This is a genomic window from Empedobacter sp. GD03861 (genome assembly GCF_029840885.1).
GTDB lineage: Bacteria > Bacteroidota > Bacteroidia > Flavobacteriales > Weeksellaceae > Empedobacter > Empedobacter falsenii_B.
Map to the genome: position 1 here is coordinate 133857 of NZ_JAOCDJ010000001.1, position 14776 is coordinate 148632.

Sequence of the window (14776 nt, forward strand, 5' to 3'; positions counted from 1 at the left end):
AAAATCAAAACCTTAGTTTTGAAGTTACAAATTTACGTAAAAAAAATAATGACTATTCTTTTAGAAATAGTCATTATAGAGTAAAATTTTGTGGGTTTGATTACTCAGAGTAACCTTTTCGTTTTTGTTTTGATTTTTATTTAACTCGTTGCCAAGTTTGCGTTCTTCCTACAAGAGAAATCCCGATAAAACCTCTTACGTCTAATTTATCATTTCCGTTAAGAGACATTTTTGCTTTGTATTCCTTTCCACTATTAGGATCAATGATTTTTCCACCATTCCATTCTTTTCCATCTTTTTTAAGACCAGAAAGAATTTGCATTCCTAAAATTGGTTTATTTTTTAATGCGCCTGAACAATCTGTACATTTTGCATCTTCTTTTCCTTTTGTTAAAATCTTAGTGACTTTACCATAAAGTTTTCCATCTTTTTCGAAAATCTCTACGTAAGACTTCGCCTGTTTTGTCTCATCATCAATTGTTTTCCAAGTTCCAATTGGTGATTGCGCATACATTAAAGATGTCAACATAAAGAATAATCCGAATAAAATTGATTTTTTCATATTTTTATCCTTTAAAATTTATTTCACTAAAATAACTATTTTTTAGTGTAAATAAAACACTATGCTTTATTTTTTATAAAAATAATCTTTTTTAAACACATAAACCCTTTTATAATATTGATTACTAGTTATTTAATTTGATAAATAATTTTAAATAAATAAAAATAGATTTTATTCATAAAAGTCAAAACAGTGTGTTATTATGCTTACATAGCAATAATAAAAGAGAAAGCATTTTTATGGGTTTTGTCATTTTTTCGACAATTTCTTCTTCAAGAATAAAAAAATGAATACATTTGTCTACTATTTTTATAGAGTTTATAGATTTAAGAATGAATCAGCTTACGAAATACAGTTTACCATTTAGAAAACAAGAAGTAGAACCTTTGATAGAATCCATTATTTATGATGAGATTTTTCAACAACCAAATCCTTTGTACAAGAAAGAAGATTTACTCAATCAATTCAATTCTATTTTGTTAAAAATTGTTCCTGAGGAGAAATCGAATCAAATTAGTTTATATTTTTTTGAACAATTTGCACAACTTAGACAAGAATTAGAGGAACTAATTTTTGTTTTTTATGCAAATGATCCTGCATCTAAATCGGAAATTGAAATCATTTTAGCCTATCCTGGTTTTTTTGCAATTGCAATTCATCGTTTAGCACATATTCTCTACAATTTAAATACGCCTATTCTTCCTCGTTTTTTTTCCGAATATGCACATTCTAAAACTGGAATTGATATTCATCCTGGTGCTTCAATTGGAAAAAACTTTTATATCGATCATGGTACAGGAATTGTCATTGGAGAAACAACATTGATTGGTGATAATGTGAAAATTTACCAAGGCGTAACATTAGGAGCGTTTTATGTTTCGAAGAATTTGGCTAATAAAAAACGTCATCCAACAATAGAAAATAATGTCACAATTTATGCTGGAGCAACTATTTTGGGAGGAACAACAATTATTGGAAAAAATTCTGTAGTCGGCGGAAATGTTTGGATTACAGAAAGTATAGAAGAAGATTCTGTTGTCTATCAAGAGAATCAACCACAAATAAAAAAACAAAAAAAAGAACAACATATCAATTATATCATCTAAAACCTTACAACAATGATTTACAATAATGTATTAGAAACCATAGGAAATACACCAATTATTAAACTGAATAAATTATTTCCTAACCATAACGTTTATATTAAAGTAGAAAAACAAAATCCGGGTGGATCAATAAAAGATCGTATTGCTTTGGCAATGATTGAAGATGCTGAAAAAGCTGGAATTTTAAAACCTGGAGGAACAATTATAGAACCTACTTCGGGTAATACAGGAATTGGCTTATCATTTGTTGCGGCTGTAAAAGGTTACAAAATGATTATCACAATGCCAGAATCGATGTCAATTGAACGTCGTAAAATTATGGAAGCTTATGGTGCTGAATTTGTTTTAACTCCAAAAGAATTAGGAATGAAAGGCGCTATTGCAAAAGCACAAGAATTAGCCGAAACAATAGAAGGCGCTTGGGTTCCGCAACAATTTGAGAATAATTCGAATCCGACAGTCCATTACAATACAACAGCAAAAGAAATCCTTGAAGATTTTCCACAAGGAGTTGATTATTTAATTACAGGAGTTGGAACAGGCGGACATCTTTCTGGAATTGGAAAAGCATTAAAAGAAGTTAACTCTTCAACAAAAGTTATCGCTGTAGAACCAACAGATTCTCCTGTCATTTCAGGAGGAAATCCTGGTCCACACGCGATTCAAGGAATTGGAGCAGGATTTATTCCTACTAATTTAGATACTTCAATCGTTGATTCTTCTACTCAGATTACAAAAGAAGAAGCATTTGAATTTGCAAAAAAAGTGGCTAAAGTAGAAGGTATATTTGTCGGAATTTCTACAGGTGCTTCATTGGCTGCAGTTGCTAAAACTTTGAATGAAGTAGACAAAAACACGAAAATATTAACTGTCAACTACGATACTGGCGAACGCTATTTATCAGTAGAAGGTTTATTTTAAATACTATAAAAATTTTTAAACGAAAGGAGATATTGACAAAATGTCTCCTTTTTTTATTCAACAAAGTCAAAAAGTCAGTTTTTAGGTTTTATTTCTACTTTGGAATTTTTTTTGATGAAATACACCAAACAAAACCAATATAAAAAACTAAAAACCAATGGATTTTAATCAATTTACAATAAAGGGTCGTGAAGCGATTCAAGCAGCGCAGCAAATTGCAGTTGCACAAAAAAATCAAGCAATAGAACCAGCTCATATTTTAGGTGGAATGATAGATGTTGATGAAAACGTGTTATCATTAATCTTAGAAAAACAAGGTGTAAAAATGGATATGTTGAAACCTGAGTTGGATTTAGAAATCAATAAATATCCAAAAATAGAAGGTCAACAAGGAAATCATCTTTCCAATTCATCTAACCAAATTTTGCAATCTGCACAAGAAATTGCAAAAGAGATGAACGATGATTTTATCACCTTAGAGCATTTATTATTAGGTATAATCAAGAATGTATCGCCTGTAAGTCAGTTATTAAAAAATAGAGGTGTAACATTCGACAACACAAAAAAATTAGTAACAGAATTGAGAAACGGAGAAAGAGTAACTTCTGAAAACGCGGAAGGAACATATAATTCATTAAACAAATACGCTAAAAACTTAACAGATTTAGCAAAAGAAGGAAAATTAGATCCTGTAATTGGACGTGACGAAGAAATTCGTCGTGTTTTACAAATTCTATCACGTCGTACAAAAAATAATCCAATCCTTATTGGTGAACCAGGTGTTGGTAAAACCGCTATAGCAGAGGGTTTAGCACATCGTATCATCAATGGAGATGTTCCAGAAAATCTTTTGAATAAACAAATTTTTTCATTGGATATGGGAGCTTTGGTTGCGGGTGCAAAATACAAAGGTGAGTTCGAAGAGCGTTTGAAAGCCGTTGTAAAAGAGGTAACTGCTTCGAATGGAGAAATTATTTTATTCATCGATGAGATTCACACGCTTGTTGGTGCTGGCGGTGGCGGAGAAGGCGCAATGGATGCAGCAAACATCCTAAAACCTGCTTTGGCTCGTGGCGAATTACGTTCGATTGGTGCTACAACTTTGAATGAATATCAAAAATATTTTGAAAAAGATAAAGCTTTAGAGCGTCGTTTCCAGAAAGTAATGGTTGAAGAGCCAGATGAAGAATCTGCAATTTCTATTCTGCGTGGAATCAAAGATAAATATGAGCAACACCATAAAATTGGAATCAAAGACGAAGCAATTATTGCGGCTGTAAAATTATCAACACGTTATATTACAGATCGTTTTTTACCAGATAAGGCCATCGATTTGATGGACGAAGCGGCTTCTAAGTTGAGAATGGAAATGAATTCTAAACCAGAAGATTTAGATAAATTAGATCGTAGAATTATTCAGTTGGAAATAGAAATTGAAGCGATAAAACGTGAAAATGATGAGAAAAAATTGAATCTTTTGAAAGAAGAATTATCTAATCTTCAAGACGAAAGAAATCAATTGAATTCAAAATGGGAAGCGGAAAGAAATCGTGCCGATGAAGTTCAAGATTTAAGAAAATCTATCGAAAATATCAAATTCGAAATTGAGCGTGCAAAACGAGATTACGACTATGCAAAAGCTTCCAAATTAGAGTTTGAAGATTTAGTTAATGCAAAAAATAATTTAGAAGAAGCTGAACATAATCTAGAAGAAAATAAACAAAATAAACTGGTAAAAGAGTTTGTTGATGCGGATGATATTGCAGAAGTTGTATCGAAATGGACAGGAGTTCCGGCTCAGAAAATGATGCAATCTGATCGCGAAAAATTATTGAATTTAGAAAACGAATTACACAAACGTGTTTTAGGTCAAGAAGAAGCAATTATAGCAGTTTCTGATGCCATTCGTCGTTCTCGTGCAGGTCTTAGTGACGAAGGAAAACCAATCGGTTCGTTCTTATTCTTAGGTTCAACTGGTGTTGGGAAAACTGAGTTGGCAAAAGCCTTAGCCGAGTTCTTATTCGATGATGAAAATGCAATGACTCGTATCGACATGTCCGAATATCAGGAGCGTCATGCAGTTTCTCGCTTGGTTGGGGCACCTCCGGGTTACGTTGGTTACGACGAAGGTGGTCAGTTAACAGAAGCGGTTCGTCGCCGTCCTTATTCAGTTATTTTGTTGGACGAAATTGAGAAGGCACATCCAGATGTTTTCAATATTTTGTTACAAGTTTTGGATGACGGACGTTTGACAGACAACAAAGGTCGTGTGGTTAACTTTAAAAATACGATTATCATTATGACATCGAATTTTGGTTCTCATACGATTTTGGATAAATTCTCAAACATTGACGAAAATAATGTGGCACAAGTTTATGATGAAACAAAAGATGTCGTTTTTGAGGAATTGAAACAAAACTTTAGACCAGAATTTTTGAATCGTATTGATGAAATTATTTTGTTCCGTCCGTTGAGCGAAAACCAAATTTCCGGAATCGTGAATATCTATTTAAGCGGAGTTGCGAAGAAATTAGCACAACGCGATATTACATTAGATATTACGCCAGAAGCTGTCGATTATTTAGCAAGAAAAGGCTACGATCCTCAATTCGGAGCAAGACCATTGAAACGAGTTATTCAACAAGATGTATTAAATGAACTTTCAAAAGAAATTTTAAAAGGAACAATAAATGATAATGATGCGGTTTTAATCGATTATTTCGAAGAAAAACCTGGAGATAATAAATTAGTTTTCAGAACTAATCAATAAGTATATTACGATTTTATTCATGTGTAAAAAAATCCGCTCGTTGAGCGGATTTTTTTATTTCTTCTTTTTATAAAGCGGAACAGTGCTACACGCTTCACCAAACATTAACGAACTTACAATTGGTTGTAAACGTTCAATCAACTGAATATAAGCTGATTCTGGTACAGGTTTGTGAGAGCAACCTTTCACAATTATTTTTCCATCAACATAATCTTCATAAGGCAAATGATCTACAATTTCTGTGTACAAAATCGTATCCAAATCTTGTAAACTTCCATGTACAATTCGTTTCGCAATTGGCGACAAATAGGTTGCGACCAACAAATAAGCCCAAGACGGAACAATCGCATCCGCAGTACACGTTAACGCTACATATTTATCTTGATATTGTGTCCAATCATGATTTTTCAGATTTTCTCTAAAATCCTTTTCTCTAAGAATCAATTCTTCATATAACCAATCTTTCAAGTCAAAAACAACACGATCTCCATCAGGATAATAATCTTGTAAATCAATTGTTACTAAACTACTATTGGCAACTTTATTTATAATTTCGTCTGACATTTTTCTTTGTTTGAAAGAGTAAATTTACGCAATAAAAAACATTGAAATCTACTCCACTTATAGATTTCTCCTATCTTTGTAAGAAGAAAAATGATTTCCATTGAAATACTATATCATTGCAGGTGAAGCTTCGGGCGATTTGCACGCATCGAACTTAATGAAAGAATTAAAATTAAAAGATCCACAAGCTAAATTCAGATTTTGGGGAGGAGATTTGATGCAAACGCAAGGCGGAACTTTAGTCAAACATTACAGAGATTTGGCGTTTATGGGTTTTGCTGAAGTTGTAATGAATTTGAGAACGATTTTAGGAAATATTTCGGTTGCTAAAAAAGACATCGAAACTTATCAGCCAGATGCAGTTATTTTAGTTGATTATCCTGGTTTTAATCTCAGAATTGCTGAATTTGTAAAAAGTCTTGGAATTAAAGTTTACTATTATATTTCGCCACAAATTTGGGCTTGGAAAACTGGTCGAGTTCATAAAATCAAAAAAGTTGTAGACAAAATGTTTGTGATTCTTCCGTTCGAAGAAGAATTTTATCAACGTTACGATTACAAAGTAGATTTTGTTGGAAATCCATTATTAGACTCGTTGAATAATCTTCCTCCAATTGATGAACAGCAATTTAGAAAAGATCATAATTTAGACGAAAGACCAATTATTGCTTTACTTCCTGGAAGCCGAACGCAAGAAATTAAAGTCAAATTACCTTTAATGCTTTCTGTTGAAAAAGATTTTCCCGATTATCAATTTGTTGTGGCGGGTGCTCCATCTCAACCAATCGAAAATTATAAAAAAATTGCAGGAAATGATTTGAAAATTGTAGAGAATAAAACCTACGATTTATTGCGCGTTTCTCATGCAGCCTTAGTTACATCGGGAACAGCGACTTTAGAAACTGCTTTACTGAAAGTTCCAGAAGTTGTTTGCTACAAAGGAAATGCTATTTCGTACGAAATCGGAAAACGTGTTGTAAAAAACATTCGTTTTATTTCGTTGGTAAACTTGATTATGGATGAAGAAGTGGTGAAAGAGTTGATTCAATATGATTTAACTTATGAAAATATCAAACGAGAATTAAATTTAATTTTAAATTCTCCTAAACGAGAAAAAATCATGAAAAGCTACGAAGAATTGTATCATAAACTTGGTGGAATTGGCGCTTCAGAAAGAACCGCTTCACTAATTACTGAGGACTTAAAAAAATAATTAAAAAAAAGTAAAAGTTTGACGCAACCTTTTATTGTTTTTTTAATCTTGTAAGCTATAGATGTCATTCAGATCTAATTATTAAAATGTTTCAGGATTGACTTAATTAAAGTTTACACCTATTCTAACAAAGTAATCCTCTTGATTTTCAAGGGGTTTTCTTATTCTATATATTAATTTCTTATTCTTTCACGCAACCTTTTCTAAAATCTATATCTTATTTTTATAACGATTAAAACTCATACAATGAAATTAATGAAAAGATTAAGCATGTTTGCTTTGGTAGGTATTTTAGGTTTATCAACATTTAGTTGTTTAAATAATGATGACTCAGATTATATGAATTATGGTTTTTTAGCAACAACGGCAATTAATGTTCATGAAGACTCTATTCAGCCAGTAGGAAAAACTACAAATATTCGAGTAACGTACGAAAAAACAAATTCTTGTCAAAATTTTATTCAATTTATCTCTTTACAAGGAAGAACAACTTTTAAACACAACATTGGTGTTTATGCAAGTCAAACAAATGGAGCTTCTTGTACACAGGAAACATCTTTAGAATCAAAAACATTAAAATTTACACCTAAAACAGCAGGAGAATATACATTAAGATTCTGGACGGGAAATAAACCAAATTCAACTGAACCAATTTATGACTCAATTGTGTTAAATATCAAAGAAAAATAAAGTCCAATAAGTTTTGAATAGTGACTCTCTTGAAATTTTAATCAAGCAATGTCAAGAACAAAATAGAAAAGCTCAAGAAGAAATTTATATAGAGTTTTCACCTGTTTTGTTCTCGATATGTCTTCGTTATGCCGAAAATTATGAAGATGCGCAAGATATTTTTCAAGAGGGTTTTATTCACATCTTCAATAAAATAAATCAATTCAAATTCGAAGGATCTTTTGAAGGTTGGATGAAACGGATAATGGTAAATCTTAATTTAGAAAAACTAAAAAAGAAGAATAATTTACCTTTTGAAGATTTCGAAAATCTCATTATCACACAGGAAGATGACGACGAAGTTGAAGAAGATTTTGATTATCAACAGTTGTTAGAAGCCGTTCATAATCTTCCACCACAATATAGGCAAGTTTTTAACCTCTACGTTTTTGAAGAATATTCGCACCAAGAAATTGCAGAAATGCTGACCATTTCGGTTGGAACTTCAAAATCAAACTTATCAAGAGCACGAAATTTATTAAAACAAAAACTCAATCAATTAAAAACTGTCACAGAAGATGAACAAATTTGATCAACATATTAAAGATAAACTCTCGCAACCACAACTTCCTCCTTTGGATGCTTGGAAAAATATTCAAGAGAAATTAGACGAGAAAGAAAAGAAAAAACGAATCATTCCTTTATTTTATTGGATTGGTTCTACTGCGGCATGTTTAGTTGCGGGAATTTCTATCTATTATTTTAATCAAAATGATACAATTAACGTTAATCATATGCCGACTAATGAAGTTGTAAAAACAAAATCGACTTCTAAAGAATCTATCAAAAAAGATTGGAATAATATTGAACATACAAATGAAAAGTCTTTTGATAATAAGATTGTTTCTTCTGTAAAAAAATCTTCTAAATCAAATCAAAAAACAATTCAAAGTTCAAGTTCATATTTTGAAAATATAATTGGAGAATCATCTTTATTTTCGAATATAATTCCGGATAAAAAAGAAGATAAAACACAAGAATTATCTCAAACGAATTCAACTCAAAAAGATAATTTTGTACAAAATAATTCTATAAATACTCCAAAAAATGAAGTTTCTGAGAAAGAAGTTAAACCTAACATTTTAGAGGAAAAACCATTAGAATTTGTTCTTCAAGAAGAAGAAAAAAAGAAGGAAAAAGAGAAAATAGAAATCAAACAGAAATCTCCACTTTTGACGGTTTCTTCGTACATCAATCCAACAAAAATGTTAGATTCTAAATCTATTTTAGCGGATGAATTTAACGATCATACTATCAAAAATAATTTGACTGTTGCATACGGTGCAAAGATTTCTGTACGTATAAATGATAAGATAAATGTTCGTTCTGGAGTTGCGAAAGTTGAGTTGGAACAAAATACAACCAATGTCAATTCGGGCATCAACATGGGTGTTTACGCGCTTTCTGCAAGCAATCCGAAAACTGCCAACAACATTACTTATCATAGTAATATTAGAGTTATTCCCCACCAATCATACCAAAATGCTGTAATGACAATGTTGTCTTCTGAAACAAATAATATGGAGCAAAAAGTGCATTATATCGAGATTCCGTTAGAAGTTGAATACAAATTAGCAAGTTTTGATAAATTCAATCTTTTAGCAACTGCTGGTGGAAGTTATTATGTGGTCACAAAAAACACAATTTCTTTGGAAGATGTTAACACAAGATCTCAATATAAATTGGGTGAAGCGAGCAACTTGAATGATATGAGTTATAGCGCGAATGCAGGTGTTAAATTGGAGTATAATTTATCGAATAAATCGAGCATTAATCTTGAACCAAACTATAGATATATGCTAAATCCATTGAAAAATGTTGATGCTAAAAACCCATCTTTATTAGGATTGAATTTAGGTTTTTCAATTAAATTTTAACAAAAAAGACGAAGATTATTCTTCGCCTTTGTTATTGTTTAATTTGATGACAATTGTGTTATTTTCTTCGGTCATTTCTACTTTAGCTTCCTCAAAAGTTGGTTCGCGCAAAATAGGATCCAAGTTTTTCGAAAAACCATAAGGTTCTTTACGAACGCCTAAAAAACTTTTGTCTAACTTTTTGTTATTGTTCGTATCCAAAAAAACTTTTACCGCATAAAATGTTGGTTCAATATCTTTAAAAACCGTTTCATACTTGTCTATATCAGCAACTGGAACGTACAATTTCTTGAATGCATTTTGACCTTTTGTATAATTTTCTACATTTCTATAAAACTCTATCGCCAAATTTCCTTTCATTTTCTTAAGGTTTGTGATTGATAGTTTTACATCGATTTGAGCCATTGCCATTTGCGTAAAAAACAACACAACTAATATAAGAATCTTCTTCATTTCTCTATTTTTTTTAATTAATTCATTTACAAATAATTAAAACCTACTATTTGTAAATAAAATCATAAATTATTAGGATGAAAAAGTATCTCTTTTTTACCCTAACAATTTGTTTCTCAATCGGAATAATTTTATCTGAATTATTAATTCCTGCTACAAATTTACGAATTATATTTTTTTTACTAATTATTCTACTTTTTATCTCTTTGTTAAAAAATAATAATCGTCAAAATATCATCGCTTTTTTGGGCATTTCGATGATTTTAGGCTACTATATTCATCAAAATTATAATCGACATTCAAGAATTGACTTCGAATCTGTTTCAAAAATTCATTTGCTAAAAGTCGTTTATAGTTCTAATTCCTCCGAAAAATACACCAATTACGTTGTAAAAGATATTGAAACGAATGAGCAAATTTTACTTCATATCAAACCTCAACAACAAATTTTATATCCCAATGATGAAATCATAATTTTAGGAGAAAAAAGAGAAATCCAAAAACCGTTAAATCCATATCAATTTGATTATAAACGTTTCTTAAACAGAAAACGAATTTATTCTCAAATCTTTACAAATGAAATTATTTCTATTCACAAAGAAGGAAATGGATTTCGAAATTGGGTTGCCAAATCGAAAGTCAAGATTCGAAAAGAACTAACAGAACAAGGTTATTCCCTTGAAAGTAGAGCGATTATTTCGTCTATGCTTTTGGGTGATAGAACGGAGCTTTCGCAAGAACTCAATCAAAGTTATGTAGCAACAGGAGTTGTGCATATTTTATCCATTTCTGGTTTACATGTGATGATGATTTACATGATTTTACAATTCATTTTACAACCATTATTAAAGCTAAAACAAGGTCGGAAAATTAGAATAATTATTAGCTTAATATTTATCTGGATCTTTGCTTTTTATGTCGAATTACAACCGCCAGTTTTTCGTTCTGCGTTGATGATTACCATTTATTATATTAGCGAATTACTCAACCGACCAAAAAATATTTTCCACACACTTTCACTTTCTGCTTTTATCATTCTAGTTTTTCAACCTAATTATTTGTTTGATGTTGGCTTTCAATTGAGTTTTTCAGCGGTCTTTTTCATTGTTTGGCTCAATCCAATTTTTGAGTATTATTGGAAAGTTAAAAATAGTTTCCTGAAGAAAATCAAGATTATGATTGAAACAAGTTTATCTGCTCAATTAGGAACTTTACCAATTTCGGTCTTGTATTTTAATCAATTTTCAGGATTGTTTTTATTTGGAAATTTAGTCTTGATTCCTGCTTCCTTTTTTATGATTTGTGGCGGTATAATTAGCATTCTTCTCATCATTTTTGATCTTAATATTCCAATCTATACGTGGATTTTCAATCATTTTATCTATTACTCAAATCAATATATTTATTGGTTAGCGAACTTCAAGTTTATTGCAAAAGATGTTTACATCAGTTTATTTACCGCGATTTTGATTGGCGTTATTTTATATGCATCAAAACCATTATTCCTAAAAAAATCTAAACTAGCATTATTTGTTTGTTTAATTTCTTTATTTCTAATTGAATCTGAACGATATTATCAAGTTTATCAACTCAATCATTCGAATGAATTGATCGTTTTTAATCAATATAAAAATAGTATTATCGGAATAAGAAATCAACGAAGTTTAGCAATTTTAAGCGAAAATCCTTTGGATGAAAAAACATATAATTTTACGATTAAACCATATAAAATCCACGAAAGAATAAAAGATGTTAGTTTCTACTCTTATGATTCAGACTTTAAACATCAACATTTTATCAAACATCCAAATTCTATTGAAACGAAGTCATTTAAGCTCTTATTAAATGAAGAACATTCTGATATTCCTTTTTATGTGTTAATTCATCAATCAAGGCTTTATCCTTTCGAAAATAATGAAAATTTAAAAAGGGTAATTGCTGATGCCAGCAACTACCCTTCTATTGTTAGAGAACTTGAAGAAACTTCTGATTCTGTTTTATGGAAAACCTCTCAACAAGGTTATTTCTCGATTAAATTTTGATATCGTTTATGAAATCTGTTGAACTACGATAACCCAAAACGACTTTGTTGATATCTCCTTTTCCGTTCATCAAAACAGTTGCAGGATAACTCAATTGTCCGTTTGTAAAGGCATATGCCATATAATTCGCTTTAGCAGGCGCAATATATGTATACTGAATTCCCATAAATTTTACCATATCCTTTGTTTCTGCATCAAATTTTACCGCAATATAATTTTTGTTTACATAATCTGCGACTTTATTATCTGTAAAAGTTTCTTTGTCCAAACGCTTACAGAATCCACACCAAGTTGTATAAAAATTAATCAATACAGGTTTTTCTGGATGTGCTTTTATTTCCTTTGTTGCTTCGTCTAATGATAACCATTTAATTTCTTGTCCGAAAAGAAATGATGATAAAATTAGGGCAGCGATTGCTAAGCTTGATTTCATAAATTTCAATCTTTATTATTTAACTCCGTGCATCAATTTCTTCATAACTGGATTTAATGCGATAACGATTAAACCTGCTACAATTGGTACAATTGTAAAAATTAAGAAGAAAGTTGATAACGAATATTCTTTTGTAATATTTTCGATTTGACCTCCTAAAATGGCTGCCAATTTGTTACCAATTGCAATTGCAAGGTACCACATTCCGAACATAAATGCAATCATACGTGCTGGAACTAATTTTGATACGTACGAAAGTCCAACTGGAGATAAACAGAGCTCGCCCAATGTATGGAACAAATAAGCTAATACTAACCAGATGATAGAAACGCGAACGCCTTCTGAAATTCCGTAAGAACCGAAAGCTAAGAATCCGAATCCGATTGCCATAATGATTAATCCTAAACCATATTTTACAGAAGCTGATGGGTTGTATTTAGAATCCCAAACACGAGAAACTAATGAAGCTAATGCAATGATGAAGAAAGAGTTTAATGTAGAGAACCAAGAAACGGTAATTTCTACTTGAGAATCTTTAATCTCTGCTACTTTCGCAGGAACAACTTCAGATGGTTTGTTTTGATTTTTATATTCAGTATCTAATTTCACTAAACTTTCTGGAGAAACTAATACAAATTTATCTCCTTCTTTGTGAATGCTAATATCTGAACCTTTTGTTAAAGCGTCTTGAGAAGCTAAATTAATTGTTTCAGTAACAATTTTATCTGTAGAATTTGCAACATAAGAAGCCGTAACTGGTGTTTTATCAAAAACAGGTTGACCTTCTTCGTTCATCACTTGTTTACCAGAGTCGTCTAATTTAGCCGTTTCAATTGCTTGGTAAGAAACATCGTAAGAGTGAGAAGTCCAGTTATAGTTTAACATCCAAATTGCAGCAGCCCAAATTCCTAAGAAAGTAAACGCTAAAACAACATTAGATAAAGCCGCTTTTTTAAATGTTTGTTTTGCTAATAAAATCAATACATACGAGATGAACAATAATGGAACAACTGTTAATAATGTATTGAAAACGTTGAATGCCATTGCAGCACCTCCAATTAAGTTACGTTCTGTATTATCACGCGCAAAGATTACTAATGATGTAGCTCCTTGTTCGAAAGACATCCAGAAGAAGATAACGAAGAAAGCAAAAATAATTACCGCAATCATACGATCACGAACCACTTTTGTATAATTTGCCAAACGACGAATTACCACAAAGAAGAACAAGAATAATGCTACTAAAATAACGACATTTTGTCCTGATAATCCTCCGATAGAGAATGGGAATAAGTTAATTCCACCAATTGCATTTAACGGATCATTGAACGCATATCCTAATCCTAAAAGCGTCATAATAACGATCAATACTTGATCTAATACTGTAAAAGGATTTGGTTTTTCTCCTGGTTCGTATTTTGGTGTATCATCATCAGCAGTAATTTGATTTCCTGTTTTTGAAGGAACCTCACCGATATACCCAAATAATGGTTTTGCTAACCAGAACTGTAATGTTCCTAATAACATGAAGATTCCAGCTAAACCAAATCCCCAGTGCCATCCTACTTTTTCTGCTAAGAATCCACACAACATCATTCCGAAGAATGCACCAGCGTTAACTCCCATGTAGAAAATTGTATAAGCACCATCCTTTTTCTCAGGAAAGTCTTTGTACATTTCTGATAAGATAGATGTCATATTTGGTTTAAAGAATCCTGTTCCGATAACCAAACACGCCAATCCTAAATATAAAAAGATAGGTGTATCAAAAGCCATGAATGCATGACCAAGAGTCATAATAATCGCACCAATTACAACTGCCCAACGATAACCTATGTATTTATCGGCAATAATACCTCCAAAGATGGGCGTAATGTATAATAACATTGCATATGTTCCATATAAAGCAGTTGCTTTTTCTATAGACCATTCCCAACCTGGATTTAACCCAATAACTGCAGCTGTTAAAAACTGAATTAATAAAACGCGCATTCCGTAGAATGAAAAACGCTCCCACATCTCTGTAAAGAAAAGCACGAACAACCCTGACGGATGCCCAAGTACTTTTGAATCAAAGAAATTTTCTGATTTTGAACTCATGTTTGT

At 31.4% G+C, this 14776-nt stretch carries 13 protein-coding genes; 8 read left to right on the forward strand and 5 right to left on the reverse strand.

What is annotated here, in order from left to right:
* Nucleotides 1-136: 136 nt before the first annotated feature.
* Nucleotides 137-562, reverse strand: a complete 426-nt coding sequence (locus tag N5D03_RS00670) for a DUF2147 domain-containing protein (RefSeq protein WP_038333244.1) — start codon at nucleotides 560-562, stop codon at nucleotides 137-139.
* A gap of 332 nt (nucleotides 563-894) precedes the next feature.
* Here N5D03_RS00670 and epsC point away from each other — a divergent pair, with 332 nt between their 5' ends.
* The 3 genes from epsC (at nucleotide 895) to clpB (ending at nucleotide 5359) form a co-directional block, all read left to right on the forward strand.
* A complete protein-coding gene (epsC, locus tag N5D03_RS00675; RefSeq protein WP_125348924.1) occupies nucleotides 895-1668 on the forward strand; it encodes a serine O-acetyltransferase EpsC in 774 nt (257 codons plus the stop codon).
* Between the two features lie 12 nt (nucleotides 1669-1680).
* Nucleotides 1681-2589 carry a cysteine synthase A gene (cysK, locus tag N5D03_RS00680; RefSeq protein WP_038333247.1) on the forward strand — a complete coding sequence of 303 codons (909 nt, stop codon included), beginning with the start codon at nucleotides 1681-1683 and terminating at the stop codon, nucleotides 2587-2589.
* Between the two features lie 157 nt (nucleotides 2590-2746).
* Nucleotides 2747-5359 (forward strand): ATP-dependent chaperone ClpB, encoded by a 2613-nt coding sequence (gene clpB, locus N5D03_RS00685; RefSeq protein WP_180905441.1) that lies wholly within the window; start codon nucleotides 2747-2749, stop codon nucleotides 5357-5359.
* Nucleotides 5360-5413: 54 nt separating this feature from the next.
* Here clpB and N5D03_RS00690 read toward each other — a convergent pair whose 3' ends face one another.
* Complete coding sequence (locus tag N5D03_RS00690; RefSeq protein ID WP_221855726.1) at nucleotides 5414-5923, reverse strand: DUF2480 family protein; 510 nt, start codon at nucleotides 5921-5923, stop codon at nucleotides 5414-5416.
* 100 nt (nucleotides 5924-6023) lie between these two features.
* Between N5D03_RS00690 and lpxB the strand changes: the two genes are divergently transcribed.
* From lpxB to N5D03_RS00710, 4 genes are all read left to right on the forward strand, one after another.
* Nucleotides 6024-7136, forward strand: coding sequence for a lipid-A-disaccharide synthase (lpxB, locus tag N5D03_RS00695; RefSeq protein WP_280050667.1), 1113 nt, complete (start codon nucleotides 6024-6026; stop codon nucleotides 7134-7136).
* Between the two features lie 246 nt (nucleotides 7137-7382).
* Complete coding sequence (locus N5D03_RS00700) at nucleotides 7383-7826, forward strand: hypothetical protein (RefSeq protein ID WP_280050668.1); 444 nt, start codon at nucleotides 7383-7385, stop codon at nucleotides 7824-7826.
* A 13-nt stretch (nucleotides 7827-7839) separates the two neighbouring features.
* Nucleotides 7840-8397, forward strand: coding sequence for a sigma-70 family RNA polymerase sigma factor (locus tag N5D03_RS00705; protein WP_280050669.1), 558 nt, complete (start codon nucleotides 7840-7842; stop codon nucleotides 8395-8397).
* Nucleotides 8384-9742 carry an outer membrane beta-barrel protein gene (locus tag N5D03_RS00710; protein WP_280050671.1) on the forward strand — a complete coding sequence of 453 codons (1359 nt, stop codon included), beginning with the start codon at nucleotides 8384-8386 and terminating at the stop codon, nucleotides 9740-9742. The genes N5D03_RS00705 and N5D03_RS00710 overlap by 14 nt, the downstream gene beginning before the upstream one ends.
* Before the next feature lie 15 nt (nucleotides 9743-9757).
* Here the strand turns inward: N5D03_RS00710 and N5D03_RS00715 are convergent, their stop codons facing one another.
* The gene (locus N5D03_RS00715) at nucleotides 9758-10195 is read right to left on the reverse strand and encodes a DUF2141 domain-containing protein (protein ID WP_244957980.1); all 438 of its coding nucleotides are present in this window, start codon (nucleotides 10193-10195) and stop codon (nucleotides 9758-9760) included.
* A gap of 77 nt (nucleotides 10196-10272) precedes the next feature.
* Here N5D03_RS00715 and N5D03_RS00720 point away from each other — a divergent pair, with 77 nt between their 5' ends.
* The gene (locus N5D03_RS00720; protein WP_280050672.1) at nucleotides 10273-12237 is read left to right on the forward strand and encodes a ComEC/Rec2 family competence protein; all 1965 of its coding nucleotides are present in this window, start codon (nucleotides 10273-10275) and stop codon (nucleotides 12235-12237) included.
* Here N5D03_RS00720 and N5D03_RS00725 read toward each other — a convergent pair.
* Entirely contained in the window at nucleotides 12227-12670 is a 444-nt protein-coding gene (locus N5D03_RS00725; protein ID WP_125348917.1) for a thioredoxin family protein, read from the reverse strand. The genes N5D03_RS00720 and N5D03_RS00725 overlap by 11 nt on opposite strands.
* 15 nt (nucleotides 12671-12685) lie before the next feature.
* Complete coding sequence (locus N5D03_RS00730) at nucleotides 12686-14770, reverse strand: peptide MFS transporter (RefSeq protein ID WP_280037725.1); 2085 nt, start codon at nucleotides 14768-14770, stop codon at nucleotides 12686-12688.
* Between the last annotated feature and the right edge of the window lie 6 nt (nucleotides 14771-14776).